18 protein-coding genes are annotated in these 16,290 nt (G+C 59.2%); 8 read left to right on the forward strand and 10 right to left on the reverse strand.

The features are described 5' to 3' along the window. Window positions 1-82 precede the first annotated feature (82 nt). Together recA and recX are read left to right on the forward strand one after the other, a co-directional pair. Window positions 83-1,141, forward strand: coding sequence for a recombinase RecA (gene recA, locus ACP7CZ_RS04945; RefSeq protein ID WP_014717176.1), 1,059 nt, complete (start codon window positions 83-85; stop codon window positions 1,139-1,141). Window positions 1,142-1,149: 8 nt separating this feature from the next. Beyond that, the gene (gene recX, locus ACP7CZ_RS04950) at window positions 1,150-1,617 is read left to right on the forward strand and encodes a recombination regulator RecX (protein WP_034126489.1); all 468 of its coding nucleotides are present in this window, start codon (window positions 1,150-1,152) and stop codon (window positions 1,615-1,617) included. Between the two features lie 58 nt (window positions 1,618-1,675). Here the strand turns inward: recX and ACP7CZ_RS04955 are convergent, their stop codons facing one another. Both ACP7CZ_RS04955 and ACP7CZ_RS04960 read right to left on the reverse strand, forming a co-directional pair. Further along, on the reverse strand, window positions 1,676-2,788 hold the full coding sequence (locus ACP7CZ_RS04955; RefSeq protein WP_294164424.1) for a TIGR00730 family Rossman fold protein: 1,113 nt from the start codon (window positions 2,786-2,788) through the stop codon (window positions 1,676-1,678). 295 nt (window positions 2,789-3,083) lie between these two features. Continuing rightward, window positions 3,084-3,518 carry a PA3611 family quorum-sensing-regulated virulence factor gene (locus ACP7CZ_RS04960; RefSeq protein ID WP_034126491.1) on the reverse strand — a complete coding sequence of 145 codons (435 nt, stop codon included), beginning with the start codon at window positions 3,516-3,518 and terminating at the stop codon, window positions 3,084-3,086. A 178-nt stretch (window positions 3,519-3,696) separates the two neighbouring features. Here ACP7CZ_RS04960 and ACP7CZ_RS04965 point away from each other — a divergent pair, with 178 nt between their 5' ends. The 3 genes from ACP7CZ_RS04965 (at window position 3,697) to ACP7CZ_RS04975 (ending at window position 5,756) form a co-directional block, all read left to right on the forward strand. After that, window positions 3,697-4,416, forward strand: coding sequence for a tRNA-uridine aminocarboxypropyltransferase (locus ACP7CZ_RS04965; protein WP_294164427.1), 720 nt, complete (start codon window positions 3,697-3,699; stop codon window positions 4,414-4,416). Window positions 4,417-4,667: 251 nt separating this feature from the next. Further along, entirely contained in the window at window positions 4,668-5,318 is a 651-nt protein-coding gene (gene erdR, locus ACP7CZ_RS04970) for a response regulator transcription factor ErdR (RefSeq protein WP_003189050.1), read from the forward strand. A 75-nt stretch (window positions 5,319-5,393) separates the two neighbouring features. Beyond that, a complete protein-coding gene (locus tag ACP7CZ_RS04975; protein WP_003189051.1) occupies window positions 5,394-5,756 on the forward strand; it encodes a diacylglycerol kinase in 363 nt (120 codons plus the stop codon). A gap of 3 nt (window positions 5,757-5,759) precedes the next feature. Here ACP7CZ_RS04975 and ACP7CZ_RS04980 read toward each other — a convergent pair whose 3' ends face one another. After that, entirely contained in the window at window positions 5,760-6,686 is a 927-nt protein-coding gene (locus ACP7CZ_RS04980; protein WP_003189054.1) for a LysR family transcriptional regulator, read from the reverse strand. A 125-nt stretch (window positions 6,687-6,811) separates the two neighbouring features. Here ACP7CZ_RS04980 and fpr point away from each other — a divergent pair, with 125 nt between their 5' ends. Further along, window positions 6,812-7,591 carry a ferredoxin-NADP reductase gene (gene fpr, locus ACP7CZ_RS04985; protein ID WP_003189055.1) on the forward strand — a complete coding sequence of 260 codons (780 nt, stop codon included), beginning with the start codon at window positions 6,812-6,814 and terminating at the stop codon, window positions 7,589-7,591. A 181-nt stretch (window positions 7,592-7,772) separates the two neighbouring features. Here fpr and tsaA read toward each other — a convergent pair whose 3' ends face one another. The 7 genes from tsaA to ACP7CZ_RS05020 all read right to left on the reverse strand — a co-directional run bounded on the left by tsaA (window position 7,773) and on the right by ACP7CZ_RS05020 (window position 12,668). Continuing rightward, the gene (tsaA, locus tag ACP7CZ_RS04990) at window positions 7,773-8,468 is read right to left on the reverse strand and encodes a tRNA (N6-threonylcarbamoyladenosine(37)-N6)-methyltransferase TrmO (RefSeq protein ID WP_054917804.1); all 696 of its coding nucleotides are present in this window, start codon (window positions 8,466-8,468) and stop codon (window positions 7,773-7,775) included. A gap of 3 nt (window positions 8,469-8,471) precedes the next feature. Further along, window positions 8,472-8,933 carry a DUF1456 family protein gene (locus tag ACP7CZ_RS04995; protein ID WP_005785469.1) on the reverse strand — a complete coding sequence of 154 codons (462 nt, stop codon included), beginning with the start codon at window positions 8,931-8,933 and terminating at the stop codon, window positions 8,472-8,474. Between the two features lie 68 nt (window positions 8,934-9,001). Beyond that, entirely contained in the window at window positions 9,002-9,712 is a 711-nt protein-coding gene (locus ACP7CZ_RS05000; RefSeq protein WP_014717183.1) for an rRNA pseudouridine synthase, read from the reverse strand. A 207-nt stretch (window positions 9,713-9,919) separates the two neighbouring features. Beyond that, window positions 9,920-10,390, reverse strand: a complete 471-nt coding sequence (locus ACP7CZ_RS05005) for a GNAT family N-acetyltransferase (RefSeq protein WP_072447648.1) — start codon at window positions 10,388-10,390, stop codon at window positions 9,920-9,922. Window positions 10,391-10,490: 100 nt separating this feature from the next. After that, window positions 10,491-11,831, reverse strand: a complete 1,341-nt coding sequence (rimO, locus tag ACP7CZ_RS05010; RefSeq protein ID WP_003231334.1) for a 30S ribosomal protein S12 methylthiotransferase RimO — start codon at window positions 11,829-11,831, stop codon at window positions 10,491-10,493. Window positions 11,832-12,012: 181 nt separating this feature from the next. Further along, window positions 12,013-12,348: an addiction module antidote protein gene (locus ACP7CZ_RS05015; protein ID WP_054897103.1), complete on the reverse strand. Its 336-nt coding sequence runs from the start codon at window positions 12,346-12,348 to the stop codon at window positions 12,013-12,015. Continuing rightward, the gene (locus ACP7CZ_RS05020) at window positions 12,345-12,668 is read right to left on the reverse strand and encodes a type II toxin-antitoxin system RelE/ParE family toxin (RefSeq protein ID WP_054897104.1); all 324 of its coding nucleotides are present in this window, start codon (window positions 12,666-12,668) and stop codon (window positions 12,345-12,347) included. The genes ACP7CZ_RS05015 and ACP7CZ_RS05020 overlap by 4 nt, the downstream gene beginning before the upstream one ends. Window positions 12,669-13,082: 414 nt before the next feature. Here ACP7CZ_RS05020 and ACP7CZ_RS05025 point away from each other — a divergent pair, with 414 nt between their 5' ends. Beyond that, window positions 13,083-14,984: a potassium transporter Kup gene (locus tag ACP7CZ_RS05025; protein WP_014717187.1), complete on the forward strand. Its 1,902-nt coding sequence runs from the start codon at window positions 13,083-13,085 to the stop codon at window positions 14,982-14,984. A 126-nt stretch (window positions 14,985-15,110) separates the two neighbouring features. Further along, window positions 15,111-16,217 (forward strand): NADH:flavin oxidoreductase/NADH oxidase, encoded by a 1,107-nt coding sequence (locus ACP7CZ_RS05030; RefSeq protein WP_034126499.1) that lies wholly within the window; start codon window positions 15,111-15,113, stop codon window positions 16,215-16,217. The last annotated feature ends 73 nt before the right edge of the window (window positions 16,218-16,290 follow it).

Here is a 16,290-nt window from a genome sequence, read left to right on the forward strand (position 1 = left end):
CGATCTTGGATCTTTGTGGAACAATACTGTCTACTTATACAGGTGTTGGCCGTCAGGCCTTATTGATTACGTGAGGACTTTAATGGACGACAACAAGAAGAAAGCCTTGGCTGCGGCCCTGGGTCAGATCGAACGTCAATTCGGCAAGGGTGCCGTAATGCGTATGGGCGATCACGACCGTCAGGCGATCCCGGCTATTTCCACTGGCTCTCTGGGTCTGGACATCGCGCTCGGCATTGGCGGCCTGCCAAAAGGCCGTATCGTTGAAATCTACGGTCCTGAATCTTCCGGTAAAACCACCCTGACCCTGTCGGTGATTGCCCAGGCGCAGAAAATGGGCGCCACCTGTGCGTTCGTCGACGCCGAGCACGCCCTGGATCCTGAATACGCCGGCAAGCTGGGCGTCAACGTTGATGACCTGCTGGTTTCCCAGCCGGACACCGGCGAGCAAGCCCTGGAAATCACCGACATGCTGGTGCGCTCCAACGCCATCGACGTGATCGTGGTCGACTCCGTGGCTGCCCTGGTACCCAAGGCTGAAATCGAAGGCGAAATGGGCGACATGCACGTGGGCCTGCAAGCCCGCCTGATGTCCCAGGCGCTGCGTAAAATCACCGGTAACATCAAGAACGCCAACTGCCTGGTGATCTTCATCAACCAGATCCGTATGAAGATCGGCGTGATGTTCGGTAGCCCGGAAACCACCACCGGTGGTAACGCGCTGAAGTTCTACGCTTCGGTCCGTCTGGATATCCGCCGTACTGGCGCGGTGAAGGAAGGTGACGAGGTTGTTGGTAGCGAAACCCGCGTCAAGGTCGTGAAGAACAAAGTGGCCCCGCCATTCCGTCAGGCTGAGTTCCAGATTCTCTACGGTAAGGGTATCTACCTGAACGGCGAGATGATCGACCTGGGCGTACTGCACGGTTTCGTCGAGAAGTCCGGTGCCTGGTATGCCTACAACGGCAGCAAGATCGGTCAGGGCAAGGCCAACTCGGCCAAGTTCCTGGCAGACAATCCGGATATCGCTGCCACGCTTGAGAAGCAGATCCGCGACAAGCTGCTGACCGCAGCGCCGGACGTGAAGGCGGCTGCCAACCGCGAGCCGGTAGATGAAATGGAAGAAGCCGATACTGACGTCTGAAGCAAACGATGACTGTTGTACTGGATACACTCGTCGCCGTTCGGCGCACTGCAATGGACCTGCTCGCTCGCCGCGAGCATGGTCGAGTCGAACTGACACGTAAGTTGCGTCAGCGCGGCGCAGAGCCTGAGATGATCGAAACAGCCCTCGACCGGTTGACGGAAGAAGGGCTGTTGTCGGAAGCCCGTTACCTCGAAAGCTTTGTGTCTTACCGTGCACGCTCCGGTTATGGACCTGCGCGGATTCGCGAAGAGTTGAGCCAGCGTGGACTGCAACGTGCCGATATTGACCTTGCGCTACGTGAGTGCGGTATCAGTTGGCAGTCGCAGTTGGAGGAAACCTGGCGTCGCAAGTTTGCTGGGCATCTTCCTATTGATGCCAAGGAGCGTGCGAAGCAAGGTCGCTTCTTGAGTTATCGCGGGTTTTCGATGGACATGATCAGCCGCTTATTGAGCGGTCGGGATATGGACGACTGAGCAAAAAACAAAAGGCCCACTATGAAAATAGTGGGCCTTTTTTTTTGCCTGCAAAAAATCACGCTGTTTCTGGTGTCATCCGTTGCTGTGCCTTGCCCTGGGCCTGTGCCCAGTTCTCCGGCAGGTTGATGTAATCCACCAACTCCCGCAATCGCCCCTGATCGCGACCGTTGAAATTGAACACCAAACGCGTCAAATGGCTGAACCTCGGTTCGTCATGGTCTTCGCCCGTATAGGCGAGTTGCTGGAACTCGCCACTGAGCCGCAGGCTGGCAAACGCTTGCTGCATATGGGCCAGGGCGCGGTCACTCAGTGGATGATTCATGCGCACCACAAACTCACGCTTAAGCCAACGGGTGGAGTGGAAGTTGGCGTAGAACTGGTTGATTTCGTCCACCGCCTCTTCGGCGCGGTAGACCAGGCGGACCAGTTTGAGGTCGGTGGGCAGGATGTAGCGATTGGCTTCCAGCTGGCTGCGGATGAAATCCAGGGCGCCTTGCCAGAATCCACCGCCCGGCGCATCCAGTAGCACTACCGGCACCAGCGGGCTCTTGCCGGTCTGGATCAGGGTCAGCACTTCCAATGCCTCGTCGAGGGTGCCGAAGCCGCCAGGGCACAACACCAGCGCGTCGGCTTCTTTGACGAAGAACAGCTTACGGGTAAAGAAGAAGTGGAATGACAGCAGGTTGTCGGTGCCATCAATGGTTGGGTTGGCATGCTGTTCAAAGGGCAGGGTGATATTGAACCCCAGGCTGTGCTCCAGGCCCGCGCCTTCGTGGGCTGCGGCCATGATCCCGCCACCGCCACCGGTGATGACCATCAGGTCGGAACGTGCCAACGTCGCACCCACCTCTCGGGCCAGCGCATACAGCGGGCTTTCCACTGGCGTACGCGCCGAGCCGAATACCGTGACTTTGCGCCGGCCCTTGAATTGTTCGAGCACCCGAAAGGCATGGTCCAGTTCACGGATGGCACGCAGGGTGATCTTGGCGTTCCAGCGATCACGGTCGTCCTGGGCCATGCGCAGGACGGTGAGGATCATGTCTCGATAAAGAGGGATATTCGGGCTGTTGGGGGCGATCAACTGAATTTGTGCGTCGACCTGCTGAGTGAGGTCGGTCCCGTTTTCTTCAAAATGACGAAGCAGCAAATCATTCGATTCATAAGGCATTCAATTTCTCCTTCTTTACAGGGCCTGGGTAGTCGACGAGAACGTCGCCTGGGCCACGACACTGCTTGTGTCGCGGCATGCCGCAAGAGGGCAGGCCTTTTTTTGCCCTGAAAATATGACAGAACAGCATTAAAAACTGTGGTGGGCGGGCATCTGGGATGAACTGATCATGGGCCGAAAAACCCTTGGCTGGCAACCGCTTATTGGGGGTTCATTACGCAGTTTAGTCGTTGGTGGCAAACGCAGAGGAAGCGTGCGCGCCGCTGGGAAGCGGCGCGGGAGGGTCAAGCAGAGGTTACTTTTTCTTTTTCGCCGGAGCCGGGCAATCGGCCTCTGCGAACTTGACGGAAGCCACCGGGCGATTGGTCTTGTTCTCGGTAATTTCGTAGCGCATCACTGCGCCCTTGGCCATCAGCTCGCGGTAGCCCGGGTTGGTGCACACACTGCGGCCCAGCTGGAAATACACAGCCTTGGGGTTGGCGCGCATCTGTTCGGCACGGTCAGGCAGCACGCTGAGGTGATCGATCAGTTGCATCCCTTCAACGGTGTAGGCGACTTCCAGGGTTTTTTCATCGATTTCCCGGGGCAGGTCCTTGTTGCTTTCGGCCGCGACGCTTTGCAGCTTCTTGTTCATTTGAGCCTCCAGCAGCGAGGCCGCGTGGGCGCCCATAGGCAAGACCAGCGCAAGGGCGACGGATGGGGCAACAAGGCGCAGCATGGAACGCAGCATGAAACTCTCCTGATTCGGTTACTGGTGCATAGACCAGCCACTGGGCTGTGCGTTCAGTGGCGCGCAATTATAGGTGAGCCCTTGCCACTACAGCCAGGCGTATCGCTGGTAAACTGCTGGACTTCTGTTTTTCACGAGTTTGTTCCGTGTCGATTTCTTCTACTTCGCCGCGTGCCCGATGAGTCACGCCGTCTCCCGCTTGCGTACCCAGCGTCTGGCGCGTGCCGTCAGGCCGTTTCTCAATCGGGGTTCCCGTGCTGAGCGCTGTCCCGGCTGCCGGGTCATTCCTGAGTACTGCCTGTGTGCCTGGCGGCCTCAGGTAGGAGCCAAGTCCGCCATGTGCCTGTTGATGCATGACGTAGAACCGATGAAACCCAGCAACACGGGTTGGCTGATCGCCGATGTCATACACGACACCACGGCATTCGCCTGGTCGCGTACCGAAGTCGACCCCGAGTTGCTCAGGTTGCTGGCCGACCCGCAGTGGCAACCGTACATCGTATTTCCCGGTGAATTCGTTGCGCCGCAACGGGTGGTCAGTGAAGTGCGCGTGGAGGAGGGCAAGCGCCCACTGTTCATCCTGTTGGACGGCACCTGGAGCGAAGCGCGCAAGATGTTTCGCAAAAGTCCCTATCTGGAACATTTACCGGTGCTGAGCCTGGCGCCTGAGCAGCTGTCGCGTTACAAACTACGGCGCTCCAAGCGCGATGACCATTTCTGCACCGCCGAGGTGGCGGCGCTGTGCCTGGAGCTGGCCGATGACTTGGTCGCCAGCGAAGTGCTGGATGCCTACCTCGATGTGTTCAGCACCCATTACCTGGCTGCCAAGTTCCAACTGCCACTGGATGCGGCAGACACCGTGCATACGCGCCTTGCACCCTACATCCCGGCGGGATAACCACACGACGTTTGCATGATGGCACTGTAAGCCCGCAACCCGCTAAAATCCCCACGGGCGTAGTGCTTGACCCTCCAGGCTACGCTGGGCATGCTGTGCGCCGATTGGGCGCAACCGTGAATTATCGACGTCGTTTCATGTGTTTTTGACGTTGAGCGGGCCCTGTGGCGATCGCTGCCCGGCCGTCGCCTCGTGTATTGGTGAACCCTGAACCCATCAGGGCTCCCATAAAAAACAGGATCATTTAACCAATGGCCACATACGAAATCCTGATTGCCGATGACCACCCGCTGTTTCGCAGCGCACTGCATCAGGCCGTAACCCTGGGCCTTGGCCCCGATGTACGTTTGGTCGAAGTAGCCAGCATTGCCGAACTGGAAGCCCGCCTGACTGAAAAATCCGACTGGGACCTGGTGTTGCTCGACCTGAACATGCCGGGCGCCTACGGTTTTTCCGGGCTGGTGCTGCTGCGTGGCCAATACCCGCAGATCCCCGTGGTGATGGTGTCGGCCCAGGAAGAAGCCGACGTGGTGGTGCGCTCCAAGGAGTTTGGCGCCAGCGGTTTCATTCCCAAGTCCAGCGCGATGGAAGATATCCAGAAAGCCGTGCGCACGGTGTTGGACGGCGATGTGTCCTGGCCACCCCAGGCGTTTGAAGAAATCAATGTGTCCGATGAAGCCAAGGCCGCCCGCGATGGCCTGGCCAGCTTGACGCCCCAGCAGTTCCGGGTGTTGACCATGGTTTGCGAAGGTTTGTTGAACAAGCAGATTGCCTACGAATTGAGTGTGTCGGAAGCGACCATCAAGGCCCACGTTACGGCGATTTTCCGTAAGTTGGGCGTGCGTACGCGCACTCAGGCGGCGTTGCTTTTGCAGCAACTTGAGTCTATCTCGCAACATTAAGTTACAGCCGCTTCACGCTTTTTTGACTTTGCGTGATCTAGCTTCCCCACTTCTTTGGTTCAGTTGCCTACATCTATGTCGCCTTTCAAGGGTCAAACCGGTATCAAACGTATTTTCAACGCAGGGGGCTATTCCCTGGATGGCCTGCGTGCGGCTTTCACTGGCGAGGCGGCATTCCGCCAGTTGGTGTTACTGAACGTCATCCTGATCCCCCTGAGTTTTTTCCTGCAGGTCAGTCGGGTTGAACGGGCGCTGCTGATTGCAGTGTGCCTGTTGGCGCTGATCGTCGAATTGCTCAACTCAGCGGTAGAAGCGGCCATTGACCGTATTTCCCTGGACCGCCACCCGCTGTCGAAAAACGCCAAGGATATGGGCAGCGCCGCGCAATTCGTGGCACTGACCATGATCACCCTGGTATGGGCGGTGATCCTGATCTGAGGATCACGCGATACTCGGCAGTACGATCTCGTCGCTGCGCTGCACCCCAGCGGTGAAGGCGCGGCACAGTTCGAGAAACTCGCGCATCGCCGAGGTCTGGTACTTCTGCTTGTGCCAGATGAAGTAGAACTGCCGGGCCAGGTCCAGGTCCGGGGTTTCCACCGGCACCAGGCTGCCACGGCGGAAGGCATCGCGCAGCGCCAGCCGCGAAATGCAGCCAATCCCCAACCCCGACTCCACAGCCCGCTTGATTGCCTCGGTATGTTCCAGCTCCAGGCGGATATTCAGCGCGCTGCGATGATGGCGCATGGCCTGGTCAAAGGTCAGGCGCGTGCCCGAGCCTTGTTCTCGCAGGATCCACGCTTCGTGGGTCAACTCGTCCATGGTGGCCACGCCACGCTTGGCCAAATGATGCTGGGGCGCACAGAACACCACCAGCTCATCTTCTACCCACGTCTGCACCTCGATATCCGGGTGGCTGCAGTCGCCTTCGATTAGACCCAGGTCAATTTCGTAGTGGGCAACCTGATGCACGATATGGGCAGTGTTCTGCACGTGCAGCTTTACCTGGCTCTCGGGGTGTTGCTGCATAAAGCTGCCAATCAGTAGCGTCGCCAGGTAATTGCCGATGGTCAGGGTGGCGCCGACTGCCAGGGAGCCGAAGCCGGATTTGCCGTTGAGCAGGTCTTCTATCTCCTTGGCCTGGTCCAGCAGCGCCACCGCTTGGGGTAGCAACTGATGGCCGAGGGCGTTGAGGCTCAGGCGTTTGCCGGCGCGATCGAATAATTGGCAGCTGGATTGACGCTCCAGCTCGGTAATCGAGGTGCTGGCGGCGGATTGAGATAAGGCCAGAAGGCCAGCAGCGCGCGAGACGCTTTCCTGCTGGGCGACGGCGACGAAAACTTGCAGTTGACGGAGAGTAAATCGCATATCGATATAACCGATAACCCTTATCTTAATAATCCAGTTAACAGATATTGTCGCCGCCATTAGAATGCTGTGCAATTGCGCATCCATACCTTTGGCGCAGACCCATTTCCAGGAGTCCCCCGTACATGAGCAACATGAACCACGAGCGTGTCCTCAGTGTTCATCACTGGAACGACACTCTGTTCAGCTTCAAGTGCACCCGCGATCCGGGCCTGCGCTTCGAGAACGGTCAGTTCGTGATGATCGGCCTGCAACAACCCAACGGCCGCCCGCTCATGCGCGCTTACTCCATTGCCAGCCCGAACTGGGAAGAGCATCTGGAGTTCTTCAGCATCAAGGTGCCCGATGGCCCGCTGACTTCCCAATTGCAGCATTTGAAGGAAGGCGACGAGATCATCATCAGCAAAAAACCGACGGGCACTCTGGTGCTTGACGATTTGAAGCCGGGCAAACACCTGTACCTGCTCAGCACCGGTACTGGCCTCGCTCCATTCATGAGCGTGATCCAGGACCCGGAGACCTATGAGCGTTTCGAAAAAGTGATCCTGTGCCACGGCGTGCGTTACGTCAACGAAGTTGCCTACCGCGAATTCATCACCGAGCACCTGCCGCAGAACGAGTTCTTCGGTGAGGCCCTGCGTGACAAGTTGATCTACTACCCGACCGTGACCCGCGAGCCGTTCGAAAACGAAGGCCGCCTGACCGACCTGATGCGCAGCGGCAAGCTGTTCAGCGACATCGGCCTGCCGCCAATCAATCCCGAGGACGACCGCGCCATGCTGTGCGGCAGCCCAAGCATGTTGGACGAGACCAGCGAAGTGTTGAACAGCTTTGGCCTCAAGGTTTCGCCACGGATGCGTGAGCCGGGTGACTACCTGATCGAGCGTGCGTTCGTCGAGAAGTGACTTCGGGTCACTTGTAGGAGCGAGCTTGCTCGCGAAGAACGCCAACGATAACGCTGGCATCTTGACTGAACGCGGTGCCTGCTCGTTTTTCGCGAGCAAGCTCGCTCCTACAGTCGAATGCGTTGCAAAGAAAAGCCCGCGTTGCCTGTGAAGGCAGCGCGGGCTTTTGCGTTTCTGCGAATTACTGCGCCGAAACCACTTCCAGCACACAAATCATCCCCGGCTCCGGGTAGTGCCAGCGCACATCCACATCCCAGAACCGCACACCGTATTCGCGTTCCGACGTCGGAACCTGATACGCCGGCCGCGGGTCCTGTGCCAGGCACTGTTCAATCAGCTCCACCAACGGTTCACCAAGGCGCTGTGCATGGCCTTGCGCCTGTTGCAGTGCAGCCTTGAGCCATTGCACGCCGATCAGCGCGGGCGCATCGCTGGCGATGTCGTTGGTGGCGGCATCCACGATATCGGCATAAGGCACATACGGCTTGATATCCAACACCGGCGTGCCATCGAGCAAATCTATGCCGGAAATCCACAGGCGCCCCGGTTCCACCTTGTCCAGCTTCACCACCGACTGGCCGATGCCATTGGGGCGATGGGTTGCGCGGGTGGCAAACACGCCCATGGACGTATTGCCGCCCAGGCGTGGCGGGCGCACTTTCAGGCGTGGCTTGTCTTCCAGGGCCTGATGAAACAGAAACAGCAGCCACACATGGCTGACCTGCTCCAGCCCCTGCACCGCCTCACCCTGGTCGAACGGCGCCACCAGCTCCAGCACGCCACGGGCAGCCGGTGCCAGTTGCGGTTGGCGCGGGATGGCGAACTTCTCCTTGAAACAGGAGCGTACGAAGCCGACGGGCGAGACCTGGTAACTCATGGCTTAGGCACGGACCCGCAAGGTCAGGCCCTTGAGGAAGTTGCGCAGCAACTGATCGCCACAGGTGCGGTAGTTGGTATGACCAAACTTGCGGAACAGCGCGCTCAGCTCTGGCTTGGACACCGGGAACTCCGCCGCCTTGAGGATTGCATGCATGTCGTCTTCCTTCAGTTCGAAGGCCACGCGCAGCTTTTTCAGGATGATGTTGTTGGTCACCGGGGTTTCGATCGGCTGCGGCGGGCGGCTTTCGTCCTTGCCGCGCTTGAAAATCACCAAGCCATCGAGGAAGTGAGCCATGACTTCATCCGGGCAGAACACGAAGCCTTCTTCCTCATCTTTCTTGAGGTAGGTCAGCAGGTCTTCCTTGGTCACGTCCATGCCGCCGAGCTTGATGATCTCGACCATCTTGTTGTCGCTGATGTCGAGCATGTAGCGCACGCTGCGCAGTACGTCGTTGTGAATCATGATGGGCAATCCTGGTATTCAACTGATGACACCGCCGGAATCAGGCGGTGTCGGGAAAAGGGAACGGCTTAAAACTTTTCTTTGCCGGACAGGTAACGCCATTGGCCCACTGGCACCTTGCCAATGGACACGCCGCCGATGCGGATGCGGCGGATGGCGATGACTTTCAGGCCAACGGCTTCGCAGAACAGCGCGATCACGCCGGGTTGCGGGTTTTTCATCGCAAAGCGCAGGCGGTTCTCGTTCTGCCAGCTGGCTTTGACGGCAGGCAGCTCTTTGCCTTTGTAGGTCAGGCCGTGGTTCAAGCGGTTAAGGCCGTGGGCAACCATGTCGCCTTCGACTTCCACCACGTATTCCTGCTCGATCTTGGCGGCATCGGCGGTCAACTTGCGCAGAATCTTCCAGTCTTGGGTGAACACTAGCAGGCCACTGGCCTTGGCTTGCAGGTCGGCGCTGGCGCTCAGGCGCAGAAAGTGCCCCTTGAGCGGGCGCTTGCCGAAGCGGTGCTCTTCAGAAAGGGTTTCGGCGCTGATCGAGGCCATGGCGGTTTCAGCATCCATGCCTGCGGGGGCGTGCATCAGGATGGTCACCGGCTCTGGCGCGGTGGCTTTAGCTTCCGGGTCCAGCTCGACCTTCTCGTCAGTGACCTTGAACTGCGGCTCGTCGATCACTTCGCCGTCCACCGAGACCCAGCCGCCTTCGATAAACAACTCAGCCTCCCGACGGGAGCAACCGACCAGTTCGATAAGGCGTTTGGAGAGGCGTATGGGGTCAGTCATGACAAGGGCCGTAACAAAAGGGGGCCACTATTGTACCTGCCTGGCGCCGGTTAATCCCGGCCCCATTTCAGCACATGGGCCATAACAATTACTTAACTGACACAACACGGGTTAAATGTGGGAGCTGGCTTGCCTGCGATGGCGGTATACCAGCACCGGATGGGTAGACTGACCCGACGCCTTCGCAGGCAAGCCAGCTCCCACAGTTCAGGCATTACGGGCCTGTTGCTGCTGGCGCAGACGCAGGTGCAACAACGGATAAGGCTGCCCAAGCCCATCATGGTCCGTTCGCCCGATCACCTCGAAGCCTTGCTTGAGGTAAAAACCCAGGGCCTGGGGGTTCTGTTCGTTGACGTCCAGTTCATCGGCGTTCATGTGTTCGATCGCGTAGCCCAGCAATTGCCGGCCCAGCCCCTGGCCACGGTAGCGCGGGTCGATAAACAGCATTTCCACCTTGCCCGCCGACACCCCGGCGAAGCCGGTAATGTGCTGGCGCACGTCCTTGGTGCAGATCAGCATGACCGCATCGAGATAGCGGCTCAGCACCAGGTTTTTCAACATGTCGATATAGCTGTCCGGGAGGAAGTCGTGGGTGGCGCGTACCGAGTCCTCCCAGATCTGCACCAGGCGTGCGTAGTCGCTGGTTTTAGGTGTGTGAATCACCGAATGCTGACGCATGCCCGCTGTCCCTTGCTGTATTCGGGGTTGATGGACAATACGATAGACCTAAAAAAGCCCCGCATCTTCTCAGAGGCGAGGCTTTTTTATCACCGTGCGATCAGTCGCGCTTTTCAGCCCACAAGTCGTACTCGTCGGCGTCGGTCACGGTGCACCAGACTTTGTCACCCGGCTTCAGGCCGCTGGCATCGTCGATAAATACGTTACCGTCGATTTCTGGGGCGTCGAAGAAGCAACGACCTACCGCGCCTTGCTCGTCGACTTCATCGATCAGCACTTCGATTTCCTTGCCGATGCGCAGTTGCAGGCGTGCCGAGCTGATGGCCTGCTGGTGCGCCATGAAGCGCTCCCAACGGTCTTGCTTGACGTCGTCCGGTACCACGGCCAAGTCCAGCAGGTTGGCCGGTGCACCTTCCACCGGCGAGTACTGGAAGCAACCGACGCGGTCTAGCTGCGCTTCGGTCAGCCAGTCCAACAGGTACTGGAAGTCTTCCTCGGTCTCGCCGGGGAAACCGACGATGAAGGTGGAGCGGATGATCAGCTCCGGGCAGATCTCGCGCCAGTTCTTGATGCGTGCCAGGGTCTTGTCTTCGAACGCCGGGCGTTTCATCGCCTTGAGCACTTTCGGGCTGGCGTGCTGGAACGGGATATCCAGGTACGGCAGGATCTTGCCGGCGGCCATCAACGGGATCAACTCGTCCACGTGCGGGTAAGGGTAAACATAGTGCAGGCGCACCCACACGCCCAGGCTGCTGAGGGCTTCGCACAGCTCGGTCATGCGGGTTTTCACCGGCGCGCCGTTCCAGAAACCGGTGCGGTATTTCACATCGACGCCGTAGGCGCTGGTGTCCTGGGAGATCACCAGCAGCTCCTTGACGCCAGACTTGACCAGGCGCTGGGCCTCGTCGAGAACGTCACCCACCGGGCGGCTTACCAGTTTGCCGCGCATCGACGGGATGATGCAGAAGCTGCAACTGTGGTTGCAGCCTTCGGAAATCTTCAGATACGCGTAGTGGCGTGGGGTCAGCTTGATGCCTTGAGGCGGCACCAGGTCGATCAGCGGGTTGTGATCCTGGCGTGGCGGCACCACCTCGTGCACAGCGTTGACCACCTGCTCGTACTGCTGCGGGCCGGTCACCGCCAGCACACTCGGGTGCACGTTACGGATATTGCCTTCTTCCACGCCCATGCAGCCGGTCACGATGACCTTGCCGTTTTCCTTGATGGCTTCGCCGATCACTTCCAGCGATTCGGCCTTGGCCGAGTCGATGAAGCCGCAGGTGTTGACCACCACCACATCGGCGTCCTGGTAAGTGGACACGACGTCGTAGCCTTCCATACGCAATTGCGTGAGGATGCGCTCGGAGTCGACAAGCGCCTTCGGGCAACCCAGGGAAACAAAGCCAACCTTGGGGTTGGCTTTTGCGATGGTGGTGGACATGTCTAACCTCGGTATTGAATGACGCTGCCGGTCTTGCACGACAAGGCAACGGATGGGCGCTTGGTGCGCCTCTGATCAAAAAGTGCGCAATTCTATCGGCGGGCAGCGCACTTGACCAGCTTTATGCAGGGAAATACGACGAGTGCTGCGCCGGGTAATCCCCATAGCTACTGGCGCGCGCTTAAGCCTGGGCGTCTTGTTCTGTTCGGTGCGATACCACTTTAGACATGCCCACACCTAACGCCTGGAGGACTTTAAGCAAAGTGGAGAGCTTAGGATCACCGCCGACGCCGATGGACCTGTAGAGGTTTGCTCGATTGAGTCCTGTGTTCTGCGACAAGCTGAGCATCCCACCACGAGCTTCCGCCACTCGACGGATAGCGACAAGGAAAGCGTCCTCGCCACCGGCTTCATCTATTTCCTCAAGCGCGACAGATAAATATTCGAGGGCGAATGCTTCGTCGTTGCGAAGCATTTCCATAACGCTATCTTCGTGCGGGCGGGTACGAATGGTCATTTTTGCTGCACCTTGTAAGATTTCCAGAGAGCCTTGGCCTGATCGATATCGTTCTGCTGTCTGGCCTTCGAACCACCGCCCAATAGGAAAATGATTTTTCGATCCTGGACTGCGTAATACACGCGAAACCCTGGGCCGAAGTCGAGCTTCATCTCAAAGACCCCATCACCCACTGGCTCGGTAACGCCAAAGTGACCAAGGGACGCCCCATCCACTCTGGTGGTGATTCTTGCTTTCGAACGCGTGTCCTGCACTGTATCCAGCCAAGCCTGGTAGATATCCACGCCGTTGATTGACAGTACGTGTTTCACTTCGTACATGAGGAGTGTACCTTAAAAGAGACAGTCCGATAGTTGAGTTTTTGTATCGACTGCGCGCCATGCGAATGCACGAATGACTGATCAGGTAATCCGGCCAAGGCGCTCCTGCTCACACCACCCACGCAGCACGACTGAGCCGGGCCAGGAATATACGGTTGGCCGTAAATGTGATCAATGCAGGCAAAAAGGCGCCAAAGTGCTGCTGTGCCCGCTATGACTGATTGCCTAAAACGACACCCCGTTCACTTGAACGGGGAAATACGACGAGTGCTGCGCTATGCTTCGCGCCGTTGCGCACGGGTAAAGCCCTTGGGTCAATAAAACGTCTGTTACGAGAAGTAAAACAGCGCATGCTAGGGTCAGCTTAGAAGCGCTGTTTATAAAAGACCTCAGGTCAAAGGGCAGGAGTGGTTGATGGGTCAGGCAAGTAGTCAGGCAGCAGGTGCCGAGCATTCAAAAGCCAAGCCGATTGGCATGCTGGTGGCGGCGGTCGGGGTGGTTTATGGCGATATCGGGACCAGCCCGCTCTACACCCTTAAAGAGGTGTTCAACGGCGGTTATGGGGTGCAGGTCAACCATGACGGTGTCTTGGGGATCCTGGCGCTGATCTTCTGGTCGCTGATCTGGGTGGTGTCGATCAAGTACGTATTGTTCGTGCTGCGTGCCGACAACCAGGGCGAGGGCGGCATCATGGCCCTCACCGCGTTGGCCCGGCGAGCTGCCGGGAAGCACACGAAATTGCGCAGTTTCCTGGTGGTGTGTGGCCTGTGTGGCGCGGCGTTGTTCTACGGCGACAGTATGATCACCCCGGCAATTTCGGTGTTGTCGGCCATCGAAGGCTTGGAACTGGCGTTCGACGGCCTGGAAAAATGGGTAGTGCCCATTGCCCTGGTGGTGCTGGTGGCGCTGTTCCTGATCCAGAAACACGGCACCGACCGCATCGGCAAGCTGTTTGGCCCGGTGATGGTTACCTGGTTCCTGGTATTGGGCGGCCTGGGGGTGTACGGCATTCTGCAGCAACCCGAAGTGCTCAATGCGCTGAACCCGGCATGGGGCGTGCGCTTCTTCATGGTTCACCCCGGTATTGGCGTGGCGATCCTCGGCGCGGTGGTGCTGGCATTGACCGGCGCTGAAGCGTTGTACGCCGACATGGGCCACTTTGGCCGCAAACCCATCGCCCGCGCCTGGTTCCTGCTGGTGCTGCCGGCGCTGGTGCTGAACTATTTTGGCCAGGGCGCGATGCTGCTGGGCGATCCGGAGGCGGCGCGCAACCCGTTCTACCTGCTGGCGCCGAGCTGGGCACTGGTCCCGTTGGTGGGCTTGTCCACCATGGCCACGGTGATTGCTTCCCAGGCGGTGATTTCCGGCGCGTTCTCGTTGACCCGCCAGGCAATCCAGCTGGGTTACATCCCGCGCATGCATATCCAGCACACCTCCAGTGCCGAACAGGGCCAGATCTACATTGGTGCAGTGAACTGGTCGTTGATGGTCGGCGTGATCCTGCTGGTGTTGGGTTTCGAATCCTCCGGTGCCCTGGCCTCGGCCTACGGTGTGGCGGTGACCGGCACCATGCTGATGACCACCATCCTGGTATCAGCGGTGATGCTGCTGCTGTGGAAATGGCCACCGGTGCTGGCCGTGCCGCTGTTGCTCTGCTGCCTGTTGGTGGATGGCCTGTTCTTCGCCGCCAACGCGCCGAAGATCCTCCAGGGCGGCGCCTTCCCGGTACTGGCGGGGATCGTGCTGTTCGTGCTGATGACCACCTGGAAGCGCGGCAAGCAATTGCTGGTCGGCCGTCTCGACGAGGGTGGCCTGCCGTTGCCGATCTTTATCAGCAGTATCCGCGTACAGCCGCCCCATCGCGTTCAGGGCACGGCGGTGTTCCTCACCGCGCGGCCCGACGCCGTGCCCCATGCGCTGTTGCACAACCTGCTGCATAACCAGGTGCTGCATGAGCAGGTGGTGCTGTTGACCGTGGTCTACGAAGACATTCCACGGGTGCCTGCGGCGCGACGCTTCGAGGTGGATGCCTATGGCGAAGGCTTCTTCCGGGTGATCCTGCACTTCGGGTTCACCGATGAACCGGACGTGCCTGAAGCGCTGAAACTGTGCCATCTGGATGACCTGGACTTCAGCCCGATGCGCACCACCTACTTCCTCAGCCGTGAAACGGTAATTGCCTCGCGCATCAAAGGCATGGCCCGTTGGCGTGAAGTGTTGTTTGCCTTCATGTTGAAAAACGCCAACGGCAACCTGCGGTTCTTCAAACTGCCGGTCAACCGTGTGATCGAGTTGGGCACCCAGGTCGAGATGTAAGGCGCTGCCTACCGGGAGCCGGCAATCGGCTCCCGCTTTCCTTTCTGAACCCTGTGCAAACGATGGTTGTCGACTAGGCTCTATGCACTGTTGAACAGTGCCCACAGAACCCAGAAGAGGTGCGCCATGAGTCAGCTGCTCGAACCTTATACCCTGCGCCAATTGACCCTGCTCAACCGCATCGCGGTTTCACCCATGTGCCAATACTCCAGCGACGATGGCCTGGCCAATGACTGGCACCTGGTGCACCTCGGCAGCCGGGCCGTGGGTGGCGCCGGGCTGATTTTTACCGAGGCCACGGCGGTGACCGCCGATGGCCGTATCACCGCCCAGGACCTGGGCCTGTGGAACGACACCCAGATCGAACCATTGCGGCGCATCACCCGTTTTATCGCGGCCCAGGGCGCGGTGGCTGGGATCCAGCTGGCCCATGCCGGGCGCAAGGCCAGCACCCACCGGCCATGGATCGGCAAACACGGCAGCGTCAAGCCGGAGGAGGGCGGCTGGGTGCCGGTGGGGCCCTCGCCGATTGCCTTCGACCCCAATCACACCCAGCCCAAGCCACTGGACGAAGCACAGATCCAGCAAGTAATCGCCGACTTTGTCGCCGCCGCCAGGCGCGCCTTGACCGCAGGCTTTGAGGTGGTGGAAATCCATGCCGCCCACGGGTACCTGCTGCACCAGTTTCTCTCGCCGATCAGCAACCAGCGTCAGGACCACTACGGCGGCTCCTTCGAAAACCGCATTCGCCTGGTGCTGGAAGTCACCAAGGCCGTGCGCGCCGTGTGGCCTGAGGAGTTGCCGCTGTTTGTGCGCGTGTCGGCCACCGATTGGGTGGAAGACGGTTGGAACCCGGATGAAACCGTGGAGTTGGCGCGCCGCCTGAAAGACCTCGGGGTGGATCTGATCGACGTGTCGTCCGGTGGTACCGCCGCCAATGCCGAGATTCCCACCGGCCCCGGCTACCAGACGCGCTTCGCCGAGCGCGTGCGCAAGGAATCGGGCATCGCCACCGGCACGGTCGGCATGATTACCGAACCGGCCCAGGCCGAGCACATCCTGCGTACCTGCCAGGCTGACATTATTTTTCTGGCCCGTGAACTGCTGCGCGACCCGTACTGGCCGTTGCATGCCGACGATGACCTGGGCGGACGCAAAGCCATCTGGCCGGCGCAGTACCAGCGGGCAACCCATCGGGACCAGCCGATCCATGAGTCGGATCTGCGGGATTGACCCTACTTACCTCTGTGCCAAACCCACCCTGATACGGTGGGTTTTTTCTTGCTCGCGTTTATAGGAAGGCTGA

It is taken from the genome of Pseudomonas sp. DWP2-2 (genome assembly GCF_049897065.1).
GTDB classification, from domain to species: Bacteria; Pseudomonadota; Gammaproteobacteria; order Pseudomonadales; family Pseudomonadaceae; genus Aquipseudomonas; species Aquipseudomonas paracarnis.